18 protein-coding genes are annotated in these 15,703 nt (G+C 34.1%); 15 read left to right on the plus strand and 3 right to left on the minus strand.

Annotation, left to right across the window (positions count from 1 at the left end):
- Positions 1-67: 67 nt before the first annotated feature.
- Entirely contained in the window at positions 68-598 is a 531-nt protein-coding gene (locus ACLHDG_RS00105; RefSeq protein WP_415406967.1) for a recombinase family protein, read from the minus strand.
- A gap of 71 nt (positions 599-669) precedes the next feature.
- Here ACLHDG_RS00105 and ACLHDG_RS00110 point away from each other — a divergent pair.
- From ACLHDG_RS00110 to ACLHDG_RS00120, 3 genes are all read left to right on the plus strand, one after another.
- Positions 670-1,823, plus strand: a protein-coding gene (locus ACLHDG_RS00110) for an IS3 family transposase (RefSeq protein WP_415406968.1) whose coding sequence is annotated in 2 segments (ribosomal slippage) — positions 670-910 and positions 910-1,823 — 1,155 coding nt in all. Because the reading frame shifts where the segments join, the coding sequence is not laid out codon by codon here.
- A gap of 523 nt (positions 1,824-2,346) precedes the next feature.
- The gene (locus ACLHDG_RS00115) at positions 2,347-2,964 is read left to right on the plus strand and encodes a recombinase family protein (RefSeq protein ID WP_415406969.1); all 618 of its coding nucleotides are present in this window, start codon (positions 2,347-2,349) and stop codon (positions 2,962-2,964) included.
- Between the two features lie 144 nt (positions 2,965-3,108).
- On the plus strand, positions 3,109-3,552 hold the full coding sequence (locus ACLHDG_RS00120) for a hypothetical protein (RefSeq protein WP_415406966.1): 444 nt from the start codon (positions 3,109-3,111) through the stop codon (positions 3,550-3,552).
- A gap of 336 nt (positions 3,553-3,888) precedes the next feature.
- Here the strand turns inward: ACLHDG_RS00120 and ACLHDG_RS00125 are convergent, their stop codons facing one another.
- The gene (locus tag ACLHDG_RS00125) at positions 3,889-4,170 is read right to left on the minus strand and encodes a hypothetical protein (protein ID WP_415406970.1); all 282 of its coding nucleotides are present in this window, start codon (positions 4,168-4,170) and stop codon (positions 3,889-3,891) included.
- 85 nt (positions 4,171-4,255) lie between these two features.
- Between ACLHDG_RS00125 and tig the strand changes: the two genes are divergently transcribed.
- The 12 genes from tig to ACLHDG_RS00185 all read left to right on the plus strand — a co-directional run bounded on the left by tig (position 4,256) and on the right by ACLHDG_RS00185 (position 13,979).
- Complete coding sequence (gene tig / locus ACLHDG_RS00130) at positions 4,256-5,548, plus strand: trigger factor (RefSeq protein ID WP_415406971.1); 1,293 nt, start codon at positions 4,256-4,258, stop codon at positions 5,546-5,548.
- 131 nt (positions 5,549-5,679) lie between these two features.
- Entirely contained in the window at positions 5,680-6,267 is a 588-nt protein-coding gene (gene clpP, locus ACLHDG_RS00135) for an ATP-dependent Clp endopeptidase proteolytic subunit ClpP (RefSeq protein WP_415406972.1), read from the plus strand.
- Positions 6,268-6,275: 8 nt separating this feature from the next.
- The gene (def, locus tag ACLHDG_RS00140; protein ID WP_415406973.1) at positions 6,276-6,800 is read left to right on the plus strand and encodes a peptide deformylase; all 525 of its coding nucleotides are present in this window, start codon (positions 6,276-6,278) and stop codon (positions 6,798-6,800) included.
- Between the two features lie 452 nt (positions 6,801-7,252).
- Entirely contained in the window at positions 7,253-8,347 is a 1,095-nt protein-coding gene (locus ACLHDG_RS00145; RefSeq protein ID WP_415406974.1) for a tyrosine-type recombinase/integrase, read from the plus strand.
- Positions 8,340-9,683, plus strand: coding sequence for a hypothetical protein (locus tag ACLHDG_RS00150; protein WP_415406975.1), 1,344 nt, complete (start codon positions 8,340-8,342; stop codon positions 9,681-9,683). Before ACLHDG_RS00145 ends, ACLHDG_RS00150 begins: the two co-directional genes overlap by 8 nt.
- Before the next feature lie 110 nt (positions 9,684-9,793).
- Positions 9,794-9,994 carry a helix-turn-helix transcriptional regulator gene (locus ACLHDG_RS00155; RefSeq protein WP_415406976.1) on the plus strand — a complete coding sequence of 67 codons (201 nt, stop codon included), beginning with the start codon at positions 9,794-9,796 and terminating at the stop codon, positions 9,992-9,994.
- Between the two features lie 242 nt (positions 9,995-10,236).
- Positions 10,237-10,620, plus strand: coding sequence for a hypothetical protein (locus tag ACLHDG_RS00160; RefSeq protein WP_415406977.1), 384 nt, complete (start codon positions 10,237-10,239; stop codon positions 10,618-10,620).
- Between the two features lie 11 nt (positions 10,621-10,631).
- On the plus strand, positions 10,632-11,399 hold the full coding sequence (locus tag ACLHDG_RS00165; RefSeq protein ID WP_415406978.1) for a hypothetical protein: 768 nt from the start codon (positions 10,632-10,634) through the stop codon (positions 11,397-11,399).
- 212 nt (positions 11,400-11,611) lie between these two features.
- The gene (locus ACLHDG_RS00170; protein WP_415406979.1) at positions 11,612-12,421 is read left to right on the plus strand and encodes a hypothetical protein; all 810 of its coding nucleotides are present in this window, start codon (positions 11,612-11,614) and stop codon (positions 12,419-12,421) included.
- A complete protein-coding gene (locus tag ACLHDG_RS00175) occupies positions 12,418-12,657 on the plus strand; it encodes a hypothetical protein (protein WP_415406980.1) in 240 nt (79 codons plus the stop codon). The genes ACLHDG_RS00170 and ACLHDG_RS00175 overlap by 4 nt, the downstream gene beginning before the upstream one ends.
- Positions 12,658-12,771: 114 nt before the next feature.
- Complete coding sequence (locus ACLHDG_RS00180) at positions 12,772-12,942, plus strand: hypothetical protein (RefSeq protein ID WP_415406981.1); 171 nt, start codon at positions 12,772-12,774, stop codon at positions 12,940-12,942.
- A gap of 317 nt (positions 12,943-13,259) precedes the next feature.
- On the plus strand, positions 13,260-13,979 hold the full coding sequence (locus tag ACLHDG_RS00185; protein WP_415406982.1) for a hypothetical protein: 720 nt from the start codon (positions 13,260-13,262) through the stop codon (positions 13,977-13,979).
- Between the two features lie 260 nt (positions 13,980-14,239).
- Here the strand turns inward: ACLHDG_RS00185 and ACLHDG_RS00190 are convergent, their stop codons facing one another.
- Positions 14,240-15,409, minus strand: a complete 1,170-nt coding sequence (locus ACLHDG_RS00190) for a restriction endonuclease (RefSeq protein ID WP_415406983.1) — start codon at positions 15,407-15,409, stop codon at positions 14,240-14,242.
- Positions 15,410-15,703 lie beyond the last annotated feature (294 nt).

Here is a 15,703-nt window from a genome sequence, read left to right on the forward strand (position 1 = left end):
ATGATACTCCTATAAGTCTTAACTAATTATTAGGTACTGATTGGGTACTTATAAAATGATGCTCATGCTACTGAGATAAAAGACCTCTCGTTTTAATATAGTTGTTTAGTGACTGTCTTGTACCTGTTCCAATATAATCTATTATTTTAGAAATAGGTACTCCTAAATCATATAGTTCTTGTATCTTCTCTTTATGAATATCATATTTAGAAGATACAACCTGACCTTTCTGTCGTCCTAATTTAATCCCTTTATCTTTACGAGCTTGTAAAGCAGATTTAGTCCTCTCTGAGATGAAGCTTCTCTCCATTTGAGCAAAGCCACTCAGTAACGTTAAAAACATTTGTGTAATGGGATTAGTATCGTTAGGGTTGACAATAAGACTGTCCTTGATGATATAGAGTGTTATGCCTTTATCTTTGATGTCCTGAATGATTTGTAGTACTTCTATAGTACTTCTACCGATACGGTCTAACTTAGTCACGATAAGACTGTCTCCTGAGCTTAACCGTTCTAATACTGCATCGATACCTCTTTCTTTAGTACTCTTCTTAGATGAGATAGTTGTTTCTATAATATTGGAATGACCCCGAAACACTAGACACATTTTAATTCAGTAAATTAATAAGACAATGATACGAAACATTGTAAAATTTACAAAGGTTAAAAATGGCAAGACGTATATACACAGAAGAGTTTAGAATAGAAGCGGTAAAACAAGTCACAGATAATGGATATAGTATCAAGGATACTGCTGATCGTTTAGGAATACATCCAGATTCTCTTAGAGCATGGATAAGAAGACTTGACTCTCCAGAAGCAATAGAGAAACATAAAATATTAGATTCATCAAATGCAGAGATAAAGAAGCTACAAAAAGAACTTAAACGGGTTACAGAAGAGAGAGATATCTTAAAAAAGGCCGCGGTGTACTTTGCAAGCCACACAAATTAAAATATTCTTTTATTAAAGATCATAGTTCATTTTATACGGTACGCAAGCTGTGTAAAGTGATGCAAGTACACCATAGTGGATATTATCAGTGGCTCAATGAACCAGTAACCCCAAGAGAACAAGAAAACAAAGAATTACTTATCCAAATAAAAGAGGAATACAAAGAATCTAATGGTATTTATGGATATAGAAATATACATAAGGACTTAAAAGAGCTAGGTATTCATGTAAATAAAAAAAGAGTTGCTAGACTTATGTCTCTATCAAATCTCTATGGCGTAGGAAGTTATAAACGAAAACCAAAGCATAAAGCTGGTGCTATTCACAAAGCACATCCAAATCATCTTCAACAGTGTTTTATCACTACTGCTCCAAATGAGAGCTGGGTAAGTGATATCACTTATATTAGAACACATGAAGGATGGTTATATCTAGCAACCGTTATAGACCTTTTTAGCCGTAAAATTATTGGCTGGGCTACAAGTAATAGAATGACAACACCATTAATCTTAGATGCTATGAAAATAGCAGTACAAAGGATTAAGAACTCAGATACAACAGTGATTTTACATTCAGATCAAGGAAGTCAATACAGTTCATATGAGTACCAAGTATTTGCAAAAAGTAATAACATTGTTCCTAGTATGAGTAGACGAGGTAATTGTTATGATAATGCAGTAGCTGAGAGCTTTTTTAAAACACTTAAAAAAGAACTGGTACGTAAGCATATATTTTTAACTAGAGAGATAGCAGCCTCTAAAATATTTGAATATATTGAGATGTTCTATAACTCCAAAAGAAGACATAGTTATTTAGGTTATATCTCTCCTAATGAATTTGAAAAAAGGTATAATATTGAGACTTCATAAAATTAGGTTTTTACTGAATTGGTAAGTGTCTAGGTTATAGGGGTCATTCCAGCCTGATGAATAACTCAACATCAATACTATGAGTACTAATGAAGTATTAATTCTTGATAGCTCAGGCTAACTCAGGCTAACTCCATACTGGGTCAGGATGGTTCTGTATTGACTTCAATTCAATAGTTGCATGGACGATACCTACCTAATAGCTTTATAAGTCTAAAAGTTCAAAATGTTATAAATCTAGAGTTCCTATATATATTATAGGTTCTTTAAAAACCTAACATTTTGAAAAGAGAGAAGAAGAAACATTTATTATTACTCAAGCAATAAAATCCAGTCAAGTCTAAATGGCCGTTTAAACTCATCTTAATTGACAACTGTAAACGGTAAACCTAAACTTGACAAAAGTGTTACAAACCGCGTATAATAGACCTCTAAGCTTACATCCCCTTAATTTACACCAATTACATTCTAGACACATTAGACATTACACAACACCATTGCACTTTATTATTCAGGAGGTTACATGACTACCGTAGGTTACACAAGGGTTTCGACTCAGACCCAGGATACAGACAACCAAAGACAAGAGATACTCAATTATGCGTTTACACACAAACTCACTATCGATGATATTATAGAAACAACTATCTCATCTAAGAAGAGTACTAAAGAAAGAGGTATCGATGCAGTATTAGAACGGTTAAGCTCAGGAGACAGTCTTATCGTGACTAAGTTAGACCGTATCGGTAGAAGTACTATAGAAGTACTACAAATCATTCAGGACATCAAAGATAAAGGCATAACACTCTATATCATCAAGGACAGTCTTATTGTCAACCCTAACGATACTAATCCCATTACACAAATGTTTTTAACGTTACTGAGTGGCTTTGCTCAAATGGAGAGAAGCTTCATCTCAGAGAGGACTAAATCTGCTTTACAAGCTCGTAAAGATAAAGGGATTAAATTAGGACGACAGAAAGGTCAGGTTGTATCTTCTAAATATGATATTCATAAAGAGAAGATACAAGAACTATATGATTTAGGAGTACCTATTTCTAAAATAATAGATTATATTGGAACAGGTACAAGACAGTCACTAAACAACTATATTAAAACGAGAGGTCTTTTATCTCAGTAGCATGAGCATCATTTTATAAGTACCCAATCAGTACCTAATAATTAGTTAAGACTTATAGGAGTATCATATTAATAGGAGCCTAAGTTAAAAGTAAGTTATATTAGCTTGCATTGCTTGGCTTAAATAAAACCTTAAAGGGATGCTATGAAAAAGTTACTGATTGCTCTTGGATTAGGTGTGTTGATGATGGGGAGTAGTGCAATGGCAATAGCTTTGGCAACACCACCACCAGATGACTGTAGTGAAGGACTTGGGATACAAGATGGTGAAACAGGAGTTTGCTGTTTGTATAATGGCATAGGTGGATTGGTACCTGGAGTATTAAAAGATATTAATGTAGATTTAGATGGAAGCATAACCATCAAATGTTCGTCTGATGGGAAAGTTGCCAAGCCTACCAAAAAAGCAGTAAAGTATGATGTCATTAGTGAAGTAGGTATAACTTGCCATACCGTGAGTATGTTAGTCGAAAGTTTAATAGGGTATGAACAAACAGATGATTGGCGAAATGTTGTATCAGCAAGTGGTATATCCTCACTGATTTGTCATTATCGAGAAGTACCACTAACAGTGCCTGCACCTATTTAACCTGTACCTGCTAGAGCTGAATAAGAAGTTTCTCAGAAGCAAGGCGATTTGTTATTGAACAAATTACCTTGGCTTAATTTTGTATTAAATGGGATTAAACTGCATTGGAATAATCAATCAGGTTTAATAGGTTTAATACACTTACAGGTTATAAATTTCAATGATTCGTGAATAAAGACCAGGCAACACTGGCGTGAAACGCCAAGAAGTCTTGGCGATACTATGGTGACACTACTAAATGTGTTTAAAATCGTAACTATCCCCTAAATAATCATCTTTTTCTCATCTCGGTGGTATAAAAGTAGTATAAATGAGTAAATAACTCAGGTGAAGTGCCTAGTTTAGGGACTTTAGAGGGATTTCTTTTCGTATATAATACCCAAGTCCCTCCCACATCTTCAGCACATCATCAAACGGTGCATCACCCAAAGCTTTAAGCGTAGGAAATTTATCTAAAAAAGGAAAATAGTAACGCTCCAAAACGGTTTTAACCTGTGTTTGCTGCAGCATCACTTCAGAAAGATAAATGTGATAAGGATCGTTTGTAGTACGCCATGGAAGGTCGAGTCTTCCGTATTTTTGATACCAGTCCTGAATATTTTTGTGGGCTTGTTTCATGCGTGGATTATAGCTAGATTTTTACCTATATTCGTTTTTTAGTAAATTTTAGATAAAATCACGGAATTATATATAAAGGATTGTAGTGAAAGTTACAGTAAACAAAGTAGACGAAGCAAATGTACTCGTAAGTGGTACTATAGAAAAAGGTGTTGTTGAAACTAACATTGAGAGACTTGCAGTTCAAGCAGGTAAAGAGATGAAGGTAGATGGATTTAGAAAAGGTAAAGTACCTGCACACGTAGTAAAAAAACTACATGGTGATAAACTTATCCAGGATGCTGAGGCAGATGCACTGAGAGATCTTATAGATGCCGGTATTAAAGAAGCAGGGATTAATGCTGCAGATGTACTTGGTCAACCTACTTTTAAAAAGTATGATAAAGCGGATAATGGTATCGAAGTAGAAGTGGAGATCTCTACTAGACCTGAGTTTAAAGCTGAAGGACATATGGATATTGTTCCTGCATTTGATAAACCAACAGCATCAGATGAAGAAGTAGATGCGAAACTTATAGAGATCGCTGCACAACAGGCACCATTTGTAAAGATCAAAAGAAAAAGAATGGTAAAAGACGGTGATATGACATTGATCGACTTTGAAGGTTTTGTTGACGGTGTTGCATTTGATGGTGGAAAAGCTGAGAAATTCAATCTTAAGATCGGTTCAGGTCAATTCATTCCAGGATTTGAAGAGCAGATCATCGGTATGAAGTATGAAGAAGAGAAAACAGTAACAGTTACTTTCCCCGCAGAGTATCAGTCAGCTGATCTTGCAGGTAAAGAAGCAGAGTTCAAAGTGACACTTCATGAGATCCAGGAGCAAGTAACTCCGGAACTTGATGACGAGTTGGCAAAAAAACTTCTTCAAGGTGAAGAGAATGCAACACTTGATATGCTTAAAGAGAAGCTAAGTGAGCAGATCGCTTCTGAGAAAATAGCTAAATTGTTCAATGACGAGTTAAAACCAAAGTTGATCGAAGCGTTGGTTGCTAAATTTGATTTTGCATTACCAAACAACATTGTTGATCAAGAGATCGATGCAAAGATCAATGAAAAAGCAAGAACGATGAGTGAAGAAGAGCTTAATGACTTTAAAGAGAACCCTGAAAAAGTTGATGCGCTTCGTGACGAAGTAAGAGATGCTGCAGCGGCAAGTGTTAAAGCAACATTTATCGTAGATGCATTGGCTAAAGCAGAAGAAGTAAAAGTAGAAGACCAAGAAGTATCTCAAGCGATCTACTATGAAGCGATGATGAGTGGACAAGACCCTCAAGAAGTGATCAAATATTACCAAGAGAAGAACCTCCTCCCAGCAGTTAAAATGGGTATGATCGAAGATAAACTCTTCGGTAAAATGTTAGGGCTGGACAAATAGTATTTTAGGTAGCAGATAGCAGGTAGCAACTAAAAGTTGTTACTTGTTAACTATTCTAGTGTATATTTAATTTTGATTGAGAAGCAAATGCTTTTGACTCAAGTTTAAAGATCTATTTTTAAGGAAAAGAAATGAGTTATATTCCATACGTTGTAGAACAAACAGGTAGAGGTGAAAGATCTTACGATATCTATTCACGATTGCTTAAAGACCGTATCATTATGTTAAGTGGTGAAGTAAATGATCAAGTGGCTTCTTCCGTCGTAGCACAACTGTTATTTCTTGAAGCACAAGATCCGGATAAAGATATCTATTTTTATATCAATTCTCCTGGTGGAGTGATCACTTCCGGCCTTTCTATGTTTGATACGATGAACTATATCAAACCGGATATCGTAACGATCTGTATTGGTCAAGCAGCTTCAATGGGCGCATTTTTATTGGCTTCTGGAACAAAAGGTAAGCGTTATGCACTTCCGCATGCGCGTATCATGATCCACCAGCCTTCAGGCGGAGCACAAGGGCAGTCAACGGATATCCAGATACAAGCCCAAGAGATACAAAGACTCAAAGACACACTCAATCATATCCTTGCAGAGCAAACAGGCAAAACAGCTAAAAAGATAGAGAAAGATACAGAGAGAGATTACTTTATGTCTTCCAAAGAAGCACTAGAGTATGGTCTTATCGATAAAATTTTGACGAAAAGCTTTAATTAGGTTTATCAATGGTTAGAGAGATAGTTGTTTACCCAGATAAAAGATTGAAGCTCATCTCGAAAGAGGTCGAGGTATTCAATGGTGCTTTGCATGATCTGTTAGATGATATGTATGAGACCATGCGTGCAAAAAATGGTGTAGGACTTGCCGCTATTCAAGTAGGTGTAGATCAAAGAGTACTTATCATCAATGTTCCCTTAGAGATTGAAGATGGTGAGCATGACCAACCCAAAGAAAATACTTTAGAGATGATCAACCCTGTCATCGTTGAAAAAGATGGTACTGAAAAATTCCAGGAAGGATGTCTTTCCATCCCTGGTGTCTATGAAGATGTAGAACGAGCCAAACATGTAAAAGTGGAGTATTTCGACAGAGAAGGTAATAAGCAGGCTATAGAAGATGATGGTTTTCTTGCTGTGGCTATGCAGCATGAGATAGACCACTTGGATGGTAAGGTGTTTATAGAAAAACTTTCATATATTAAACGAAAGAAATTCGAAAAAGAGTGGAAAAAGCGCCAAAAAGAGTCATAAGCACTAATCTTGCACGAGAACTTTTGTCGGAGTACTTAATGTACGCCTCGAAAACTTCTCACACAATCTTAGCACTTCTGACTCTTTTTGTTCACTTTTTTACTAACTAAAACAACTCCAAAATCAAAAACATGACAATTTGACACATTTTTAATCCATTTCCCCTATTTATGTAAAACTGTCACTATGAATGCAAAAACAAATTGTGGTAGTCTTCCACTACATGATAGACTTGTTTTAATTTGTATCCCCTTATATCCATCGCTACAACAACATTCTATTTTTGTATCATTTAGTTTAAATGTGATATAATGCTTCAAAAGAGGACACCCAAACGGACACCCAGATATTCACTTAAATTTAGGTGTCATACTTTTTTACAAGAATTTCATAATGAAATATTTATATACAAAAGTATGACAAAATGAAATATCATTCCCGAGAGGTACAAAATGGCTATTGATATGACAGACTATATTCAGACAAAAGAGAAGAATATTAAGAAGCATAAAAAAGATAGGCTTCTTTTTTTATTTGACTTTAGAATCTATGGGAAAAGATACCGCCGATTTTATAGATCAAAAGCAGTTTCACAAACAGCAGCAGATTTATTAAAAGGTGCAAGGGTTGAGCTTGAAAGGCAAAAAGAATTAATTAGAAGTGGTGACATTCCTATAAATTTGAATGTAGGTAAACTTTTTGAGAAGTACATGAAGACACAGCCTGATACTCCATGGAGTAAAAAGAAGCAATCCTTTTTTGATTTGTATATCAAAGATGAGATAGCAAGTATAGAAATAAGCAAACTAAAGCCTATGCACATAGATGGTATTACATTTAATATGGGTAAAAGGGGTTTATCTCCAAGAACGTGCCGGAGTGTACTGGAAGTACTTAATCCTCTTTTCAAATTTGCTATTAAAAACAACCTCATAAAAGACAATCCAGTAGAACATATCAGAGTGAAAGTTCCATCGCAAAAAAAGAAAGTCATTGATGGTTTGGGAACATTTAGAAAACTACATAATGGGATAATGAGCCTGTATAAGAATGACCCACAGTATCGGGCATTATTTCTCTTTGCATGGTTGGGGAGGAGAAAATCAGAAGTATTAAATCTCAAATGGGAAAATATAAATCTAGATAGTAATTACTACTGGCTTGAAGATACAAAAAATGGTGAAGACCAAAAGTTTCCACTTCCACAAATTGTTAAAACAGCCCTTTTGGAGATGAAATGTAATCATAATGGGTTGGTCTTTAAAAGTCGTAGTACTGGTAAGAAAATAACTGGGCTTGATTATCAAATAGTGAAGCTCAGAAAAGAAACGGGTATAGAAAATCTTACTTTGCACTATATGAGAAATATTTTAGTAAGTGCTTTAGCAGATCAGTCCACAGAAGCCGTCACCCTTAGCGGTATTTTAGGGCATAAAGACATTAACACGATAAATAAGTACCTAAGTAACTCTACGATGGTAAGTGGCTTGAAAGGGCTTAAAGCAATAGATGGGATTTTAGATGTTGAGGTAGTGAGTCATGAGTAAGACTATGAAGAAAGTTAAAGAAGAAGTTAAACTTAAAAAAGAAATAGGGCAGCACTTTAGGAAATGGGATAATACATCTACTTATGAATTAATTTCGAAAAAAGAAAAATTAAAAAAGTTAGGTTTGGATATTGAAAAAAAAGAGAAATATACTCTCTTTGATGTACCTTTTGAGAGTGAACAATTATTATATGAAGCCTTGATAAATATTACTATTGCATTAGGATATGATGATATGGACGCTATGGAAGAGGGGCAATACTTTCAAGATGAAATAGACATCATAGACGCTTTGTATGACATAAGAGGTGGCACTGGTGTGTCAGGCATGGGTGGACATATTGCTGATATATCAAAGGCGATTAAATTAAAAACAAAATATACGATAGATATAGGCACTATAAAGAATAGAATATTTGACATATTAGAAAAAAGGGAATTAGATACCACAGAAGAACAGTTTATTTTTGATCAAGATATTTTAGATTACCTGATGGACAATGCGGATATATTTGGCATAATTAATCCAAGACAAGATACTGATATATATGGTGAAGAAAGAGTTGTATTTGAGAAACCTCGCAAGAATGGGGAATGGATGGGGGATGGATGGTGGACTGCTGATGAAAAAAGAGATGTTTATATTGAACATTTAACAGAAGAAGCACAAAAAGATTTAGAATATGCAAGAGAAAGTGCAAATGAATTACTAAAAGATTACAAGCCCGTTGGAACATCTGAAAACTTTTCTGAATATCAAATAAAGCAGGGGATACTAAACACTATAGATACACTCAAAGCCAGTATAAGTGATAAAAACATATTAGAGTATAAGCCATTAAAAGTTACAACAGAAAAAATGCTTATAGAGGGGCGTAATCAATATTTGGAGCGTTTACCTAAGTTGCTCAAAGAAGCAAATGTTAACTATGTATTACAGGACGATAATGGACGTTTATTTTTTCCTTTTATTGCGGACATGTTTTTTACACATTATGTAACACAGCAAGTGCTTAAAAAAAATGAAGCAATGATAAAAGCACTTAAAGAGCTTGAATATCAAAGTGAAAAGTCAGGTGTAGATATTACAGTCAAAACAAATGATGAAATAGAAAAGGCATTAACTTTTCATAAATCTGTAAAAATAAATCAAGTATGGAACTATGTAACAACTATATATGCAAATAAACATAATGTAGATCACAAACATATGGCTACGTTGATTAAGTTTTTTATATACCCTAAGTCTAAAATTTATACTCACTCACTTAAAGAGCCAAGCGAAAAACTCCCCTACCCACTTACTGAATTGGATAAATTTACTAAAAACATTTAGGGGTGTGTAAATCTATTTTTAAAACTGCATACCTCTAAATCACACACACTCATTTCCTTTATGCCATAATTCTCACATAGCTATAAAAACTAAAACAAAGTGAGAATATCATGGAAACAAAAACAACCCCACAAAACAGATTTATGACTCCTAAGCAGCTTGAAGCTGAATATTCTTTTTCAGAAGCGAACCAAGCACAAATGCGAATGAAGAAACGTATTCCTTATATTAAAATTGGTGGCTATGTAAAGTATGATAGACAAGCCATAGATAAATGGTTAGAGCAGAACGCAGTACAAGTTACAGCCTAATGATAAATCTTTTAATTGGAGATAATACTTTATAGGGTTGGTAACCTCAACATAAAAAAGATGTGAGGTTGAGGTAGTGCGTTAATGTTTAGTCACTCTAATTTTACTACCAACACTCTTCACATTCTCTTAAACAATTTCAACTTACACGCTATGTGAGCTTTTTAACATATCCTCAAGATAGGATAATAAAGCTCACTCAAAATTTAGCCTTAAAAGGCATAAGATATGAGGATGAAGCCATGTTAGAAACACAGCATAAGTTATACGAAACAAGAACTGAAGAGATGGCTAAAATAGCCAATAGTTTAGAAGAGTTGCCTATATCAGATAAATGGGTAGAACGATTTACCGCTACAGCTTTTTATAGAGGCTGGAGAAGACTTGATAGTACAAAGAAGTTAAGGATTATCAATATAGGTCAAATTGATAGCCCTGCAGTAGCCATTATTGTAGAGCAAAAACAAACCAAATTAAGTCTTGAAAAGATAGAGAGAATTGCTATAGTAGTTACAGATGAACCAGCAAGAGCTAAGATCAAAAACCATCTACTAACAAGAAGCTGGAAGAAAGCTAAAAAAGACATTGATCTTATCATAGCTTCATATGAAAGTAATGTAGCTTAGGCACTTTTTGAATGACCCCAGAACCCTTGCTCCGTCCTTTCATTGGTATTACATTATCAAAGAACGACTACAGCAAAGTAAAGGGGTTCCTGCCTACTCCAAGCTACATCGATACACTACACTCATACTTCAATCAAAAGATAATACTGATCTATGCACTAGAGGGATATATTACTTCACCCAATCAATACAGATGGATAAGTAATATCAAGCTAGGACTTAAAGGTTTTCTCTTTGTACCATTTGAGTTTGTAGATGAGTTTCATATCACAGATACAACAGAAGTCACGAATAGCATTTATACTATAGACGAACTCTCAAAGGCATTTAAAGCACCAGTAGTCACTTACCCTAAGATAATGTACCCAGCAACTAAACAAGACCTCTATAGGCGTTTGTGTTGGTATGGTGTAAGGCTGATACATCAACAGGTATTTACTAAAGAGTGCATGATTGCAACTGCATTACTGATGAACAAGAAACTAGATCTTGCAAATAGATACAGCAACAAAGAACTGCATAAGAAAGCATTAGGTGCTTATATGTTCATGCTTGAGAATAAAGACAATTTCAAAGAGAAGCTAAACAAGAAACAATTAAAAGAAGCTCATATTAAAGGTGCTGTTATGACTAATGACACTCAAATATCCCAAACCAAAGAGAGAATAACGGAACTCTTAAAGAGTGGTGACTTCTTAAAACCTAATGGAAAAGTAAACAAAACCTCTTTGGCTAAAGCTATGAATGTGAACAGGAGAACACTTGACAAATACATTTAGACCACAGCAACAGTGTGTATGTACCATAATACAACAGCGTACTTACCACTTTCTAGCAAAGCCCCACTACAGCGTAAAGTTAGAATAGAGATTTTGGCTAAAAACAGCATAGTGTTATACAACAGCGTACTTACCACTTTTTAGAAAAGAGTGTTAAGGAGAAAACTAAAAATAATGACAAATAAAAAACTGATTGACAAGGAGTAATGAATATGAGTAGATATAAATTAACAGATGAAATGCTGAATGATATTGAATATTATGCAGAAGACCAATACACGTTAGAAGATACATTTGATGAGTTAAACATATCCAAGAAGTTGATAAAAGATGAACGAGTGCTACAAGCGTTTGAAAAAGGATTGATAAAACATTATATCTCAATGGCTTCAAGCGGGGAAAGTGATGATGAAATTATTGATGATGAACTCATAAGTGCAGAACAGTGTGCTTTATGGCGTGAACAGTACAGTAATACAATCAAGAAGGGATTGCAAAAAAAAGAAGATAAAGAGAAACAAGCAACAAGGCAGTTTAGCAGTCCTGTGCACAGTGGGATGGTAAATATCATGGCACAAAATGGGAAAGATATGCCACCTATCTCACAACAAGTTTTACATGATGATATTAAAAAGATGGTAGATAAAATACAAAGTGGTGATACGAAAGCACTGCTCACCATGCTTACAACGAACATACTGCAACTACAACTCTTTAATGGAACAGTAACGCAGAACTTGATGGGTGACGCAGGTAAGCAGGTAGATAACTTTAATAAGCTATCAAATATGCAATTAAAGGTCATGCAAGAGACACGAAAAAGTATTATGGCTATCAATGAAATTACAAACCCGAAGCGTACTACTTTCATCAAAGAAGCCAATCAGCACAACCACCATCATCAAAATTCAGAAAAAAAAGAGGATAACAGTAACGAACTAAAAAATGAAGCAAAGCTTGTAGAACATGACGAGGTGACAGAAGCTGAAATTATGCCAATAAAAGAGAAGGTCAAGCAATGAGTAAATATCACAAAGCAGCATGGGATGATGAGTCAAGGCAACGGCAACATGAAGTGATAATGAAGCATAAGCCATGGTTAAAGTCTACAGGTGCAAAGACAGTTGAGGGTAAAGCAATATCAAAGATGAATGCTTTAAAAACTGACCCTCATCTTTATGCTCTTATGAAAGAAATGAATTCCATAATGAAACAACAAAAAGAGATATTTAACACTATTAATAATACTTGTCTGTAGAAGAAAATGACTCTGCCAATTGGCTTATATTGGATTAAATAATATAAAACCAATAAGGAGAGGGGGAGAGTTTCGTTACCCATTGAACAGACAATATTCGACACCTATAAGAACTTGAAAAGTATTACAAATTGTCATAACAAAATTGAAGATACTCCAATAGTTTTTTATGTTGTATTTGGAGAGGGTGAAGATGTTACGGTTGTCAATGATCCTGACAGAAAAACTATCACTTGGAGTGAGTATCAAAGTGTTAAGACAGATCAAGTCATTGAAGTAGTGTGATATATCCAAGGCGGGAAAAGGTTGTTTAAAGACCCTGAACACCTTGGACTTGAAAGTATATCAATAAAATTCTTTGTGTTTTCTGCTATCGTTTCAAAAGTCTTAAGACAGATCAAGCCATTGAACTAATGTAATACTTACTTAGTTAGAATCTATCAAAACCTTACATTAAAAACTTGACAAAACTCAACATTCAAAACCTATTTCAAATACTCTCTGCTGTGGCAAGATAATAACAAGGCAGGGTGATATAAGGGTGGTATATTTTACTAAATAAGGTTAAAATACAGATATTGTTATGTTATGAGGAGTATATTATGGCAAATATTTTAAAATTATGCGAAGACGTTTTAAATGGTACAAAAGGTGGTATGCACTATAAAAAAATAGCTGAAAAAATAATAATTTTAGATAGTAGTGTGGGTAATGATTTAGAAAGTGTAGCTAAGAAAGTTGCAGCCTCATTGGCAAAAAATGTTTCTAAAACCAAGGGTAGTAAGTTTGCAAGAATTCCTAATGGTAAAGGTGGTCATAAAGCAGGAATGTATAAGCTTAAACCAAAGAAAAAGACAGGAAAGAAAGCAGTAATAAATACACCAATAAATACACTATACACAGGAAAAGCAGGAGAATATGCTGTCTTTAGTGAGTTATTATATTGGGGGTACAATCCTGCCATGGTTACAGTTGATCATGGCATTGATATTATCGCTGCAAAAGATACAAATTACTTTCACATACAGGTTAAAACAGCAAATGAAATAGGAAACAAACCTTATAATTTTAGTATTAAAAAAAGTAGTTTCAATAGATATAATAATTCTAAAACATTTTATATTTTTGTATTAAGACAACAAGATAAAAATCGGTACTTCAACGATTTTGTGATTATTTCAAATAATGAAATAGATAATATGATTGGCTTTGAAATTAAAGAAACCAGAGATACATATTCCTTTAAGATCCAAAAATCAAAAGGGCAGTACGAGCTTAATGGTCGGAGAGTTATAGTGAATGACTTTTCAAAAATAAAGTAGTCTATTTTATTTGTAAGAGTTAGTATCGAAAAGAATTTTCTACCACTATAAAAAGAGAAATAAAATGGTTTAAGGTTTGAAGCAAAAAATACCAATTCTTAAACAGAAAGTCCCCTATTTACGGGGTTTGATTTTTCGTTTAAGGTTGGGATTTCCCCGTTTAAACTTAAAGTGCTTTATTTACGGGATTTGGTGGTTAACATAACAAGAGTTCTATTAAAAAATAATAGCTATAAAACACCGTTAAGTATGTAGTAATTTCAATTGCTACCTCTCCATCGATATGCTCTTCTAAAACCTTTTTCTTCTGCTTCTGCAACCGTAGCAGCATAAAACTCACCTTCATTATCACCAATAATAACTTTGTCATATTGCTGATCCATTGGAAGATGGTAGATTTTTTTATCTGCTTCACGTGAGATATTACATTTTATCATTGGATACTCAGCAAGTTCATAATTGCTAAGTACTCGAACATTAAGAAATTGTGCAAAAGATTTTGCTTCTTCAGACAATTCATAGCTTGTAACAATTACAGGAATAACGCTTTTTGTAACTTCGTTTCTCATCTTGTATAGTTGTGCAGCCCCATAGATTTGGGCAATGATATTTTCCCTTACTGGTATTTCTTTTACCCTTGATAATCTTTTGCATTGTACAATATAAATGACTTTTTCATTTTCACACACAAGGTCAATACCTAAATCTTGTTTCCCATGTATTGCACCATAATACTCCACTTTATTGCCTTGTTTTTCAAATTCATATCCAATGAATCTTTCATATGCTATACCTATTCGCCACAGAGACCTTTTTCTACGTGGATTATTGTACCTATCAAGTGCAAGTTGATTTCTTTCTGAAACAGTTAATTTTTGCCATTCCAATTTGGTAAGATATTTAGATACAGGATCATGTTCATCGTCTTGTGATTTAGTTCTTTCCTGTTCTTCTCTTAATGAAGAAAGCATATCTTCTAGAGAATAATCAGTAAAATTAGTTATCCAAGGAGCTAGTGCTTCGTATAACTCTACACTATTACGGGCTACTTCCACTTCATTTTTGTATTCTCTCGCTTTAGCTCTAGCAATTTTTACTTCTTCTGATGCTTTACGTGCAGGTCTCTTTTTTCTTCTTAGGTGATTAACAATTTTTTCATCTTGATATTCTTGTAGTTTATTAGTCCATCTAGTTAAACTAGGTAACAATACAGATTCTTTCATTAGATGATCTAGCGTTTCATTAAAAAGACTCTGATATTTATCAATTATAGCTTTAGCCTCAATTTTCTCTTTATTTAGAGTTGCTATATCTTCTTTAAAATTTTGTACTTCTTTCTTTAGGCTTAGGTTCTCTTTTTTACTATCAAAAAAATCTAGTGACTTAGCAAATAATATAAAACCACCAACTACATATAACCAAAACTCCATTTTTATCCCTTGCATGAAAGATAGTTTACTTATTAATAGCATATCATACAATATATTATTGCTCTTATTAGTATGTGGGGAAGTTGTTTCTTAAATGAGATTTAGAAAGAGGTTGGAGATGGTGGGGGGGAGTTTTTGATAAATAACCAAGCATGATAGACAAGGGAGTAAACTATCATACTTGGTTTCAGCAATCAAGGTAAATTTTTAAAGGAGTTAAAGTTTAATTAGTTTTATATAATCTTGATTGCTATGAAAGTATTGTACATAATCTATATTAACGGTATGTTAATA

It is taken from the genome of Sulfurovum iocasae (assembly GCF_047716765.1).
Lineage (GTDB): Bacteria > Campylobacterota > Campylobacteria > Campylobacterales > Sulfurovaceae > Sulfurovum.

What these genes read in the sequence shown, in the direction of transcription:
- ACLHDG_RS00115 (WP_415406969.1), top strand. Translation starts at nt 2,347, where the DNA reads ATGACTACCGTAGGTTACACAAGGGTTTCGACTCAGACCCAGGATACA.
- ACLHDG_RS00120 (WP_415406966.1), top strand. Translation starts at nt 3,109, where the DNA reads ATGAAAAAGTTACTGATTGCTCTTGGATTAGGTGTGTTGATGATGGGG.
- ACLHDG_RS00125 (WP_415406970.1), bottom strand. Translation starts at nt 4,170, where the DNA reads ATGAAACAAGCCCACAAAAATATTCAGGACTGGTATCAAAAATACGGA.
- clpP (WP_415406972.1), top strand. Translation starts at nt 5,680, where the DNA reads ATGAGTTATATTCCATACGTTGTAGAACAAACAGGTAGAGGTGAAAGA.
- def (WP_415406973.1), top strand. Translation starts at nt 6,276, where the DNA reads ATGGTTAGAGAGATAGTTGTTTACCCAGATAAAAGATTGAAGCTCATC.
- ACLHDG_RS00145 (WP_415406974.1), top strand. Translation starts at nt 7,253, where the DNA reads ATGGCTATTGATATGACAGACTATATTCAGACAAAAGAGAAGAATATT.
- ACLHDG_RS00150 (WP_415406975.1), top strand. Translation starts at nt 8,340, where the DNA reads ATGAGTAAGACTATGAAGAAAGTTAAAGAAGAAGTTAAACTTAAAAAA.
- ACLHDG_RS00155 (WP_415406976.1), top strand. Translation starts at nt 9,794, where the DNA reads ATGGAAACAAAAACAACCCCACAAAACAGATTTATGACTCCTAAGCAG.
- ACLHDG_RS00160 (WP_415406977.1), top strand. Translation starts at nt 10,237, where the DNA reads ATGTTAGAAACACAGCATAAGTTATACGAAACAAGAACTGAAGAGATG.
- ACLHDG_RS00165 (WP_415406978.1), top strand. Translation starts at nt 10,632, where the DNA reads ATGACCCCAGAACCCTTGCTCCGTCCTTTCATTGGTATTACATTATCA.
- ACLHDG_RS00170 (WP_415406979.1), top strand. Translation starts at nt 11,612, where the DNA reads ATGAGTAGATATAAATTAACAGATGAAATGCTGAATGATATTGAATAT.
- ACLHDG_RS00175 (WP_415406980.1), top strand. Translation starts at nt 12,418, where the DNA reads ATGAGTAAATATCACAAAGCAGCATGGGATGATGAGTCAAGGCAACGG.
- ACLHDG_RS00185 (WP_415406982.1), top strand. Translation starts at nt 13,260, where the DNA reads ATGGCAAATATTTTAAAATTATGCGAAGACGTTTTAAATGGTACAAAA.
- ACLHDG_RS00190 (WP_415406983.1), bottom strand. Translation starts at nt 15,409, where the DNA reads ATGGAGTTTTGGTTATATGTAGTTGGTGGTTTTATATTATTTGCTAAG.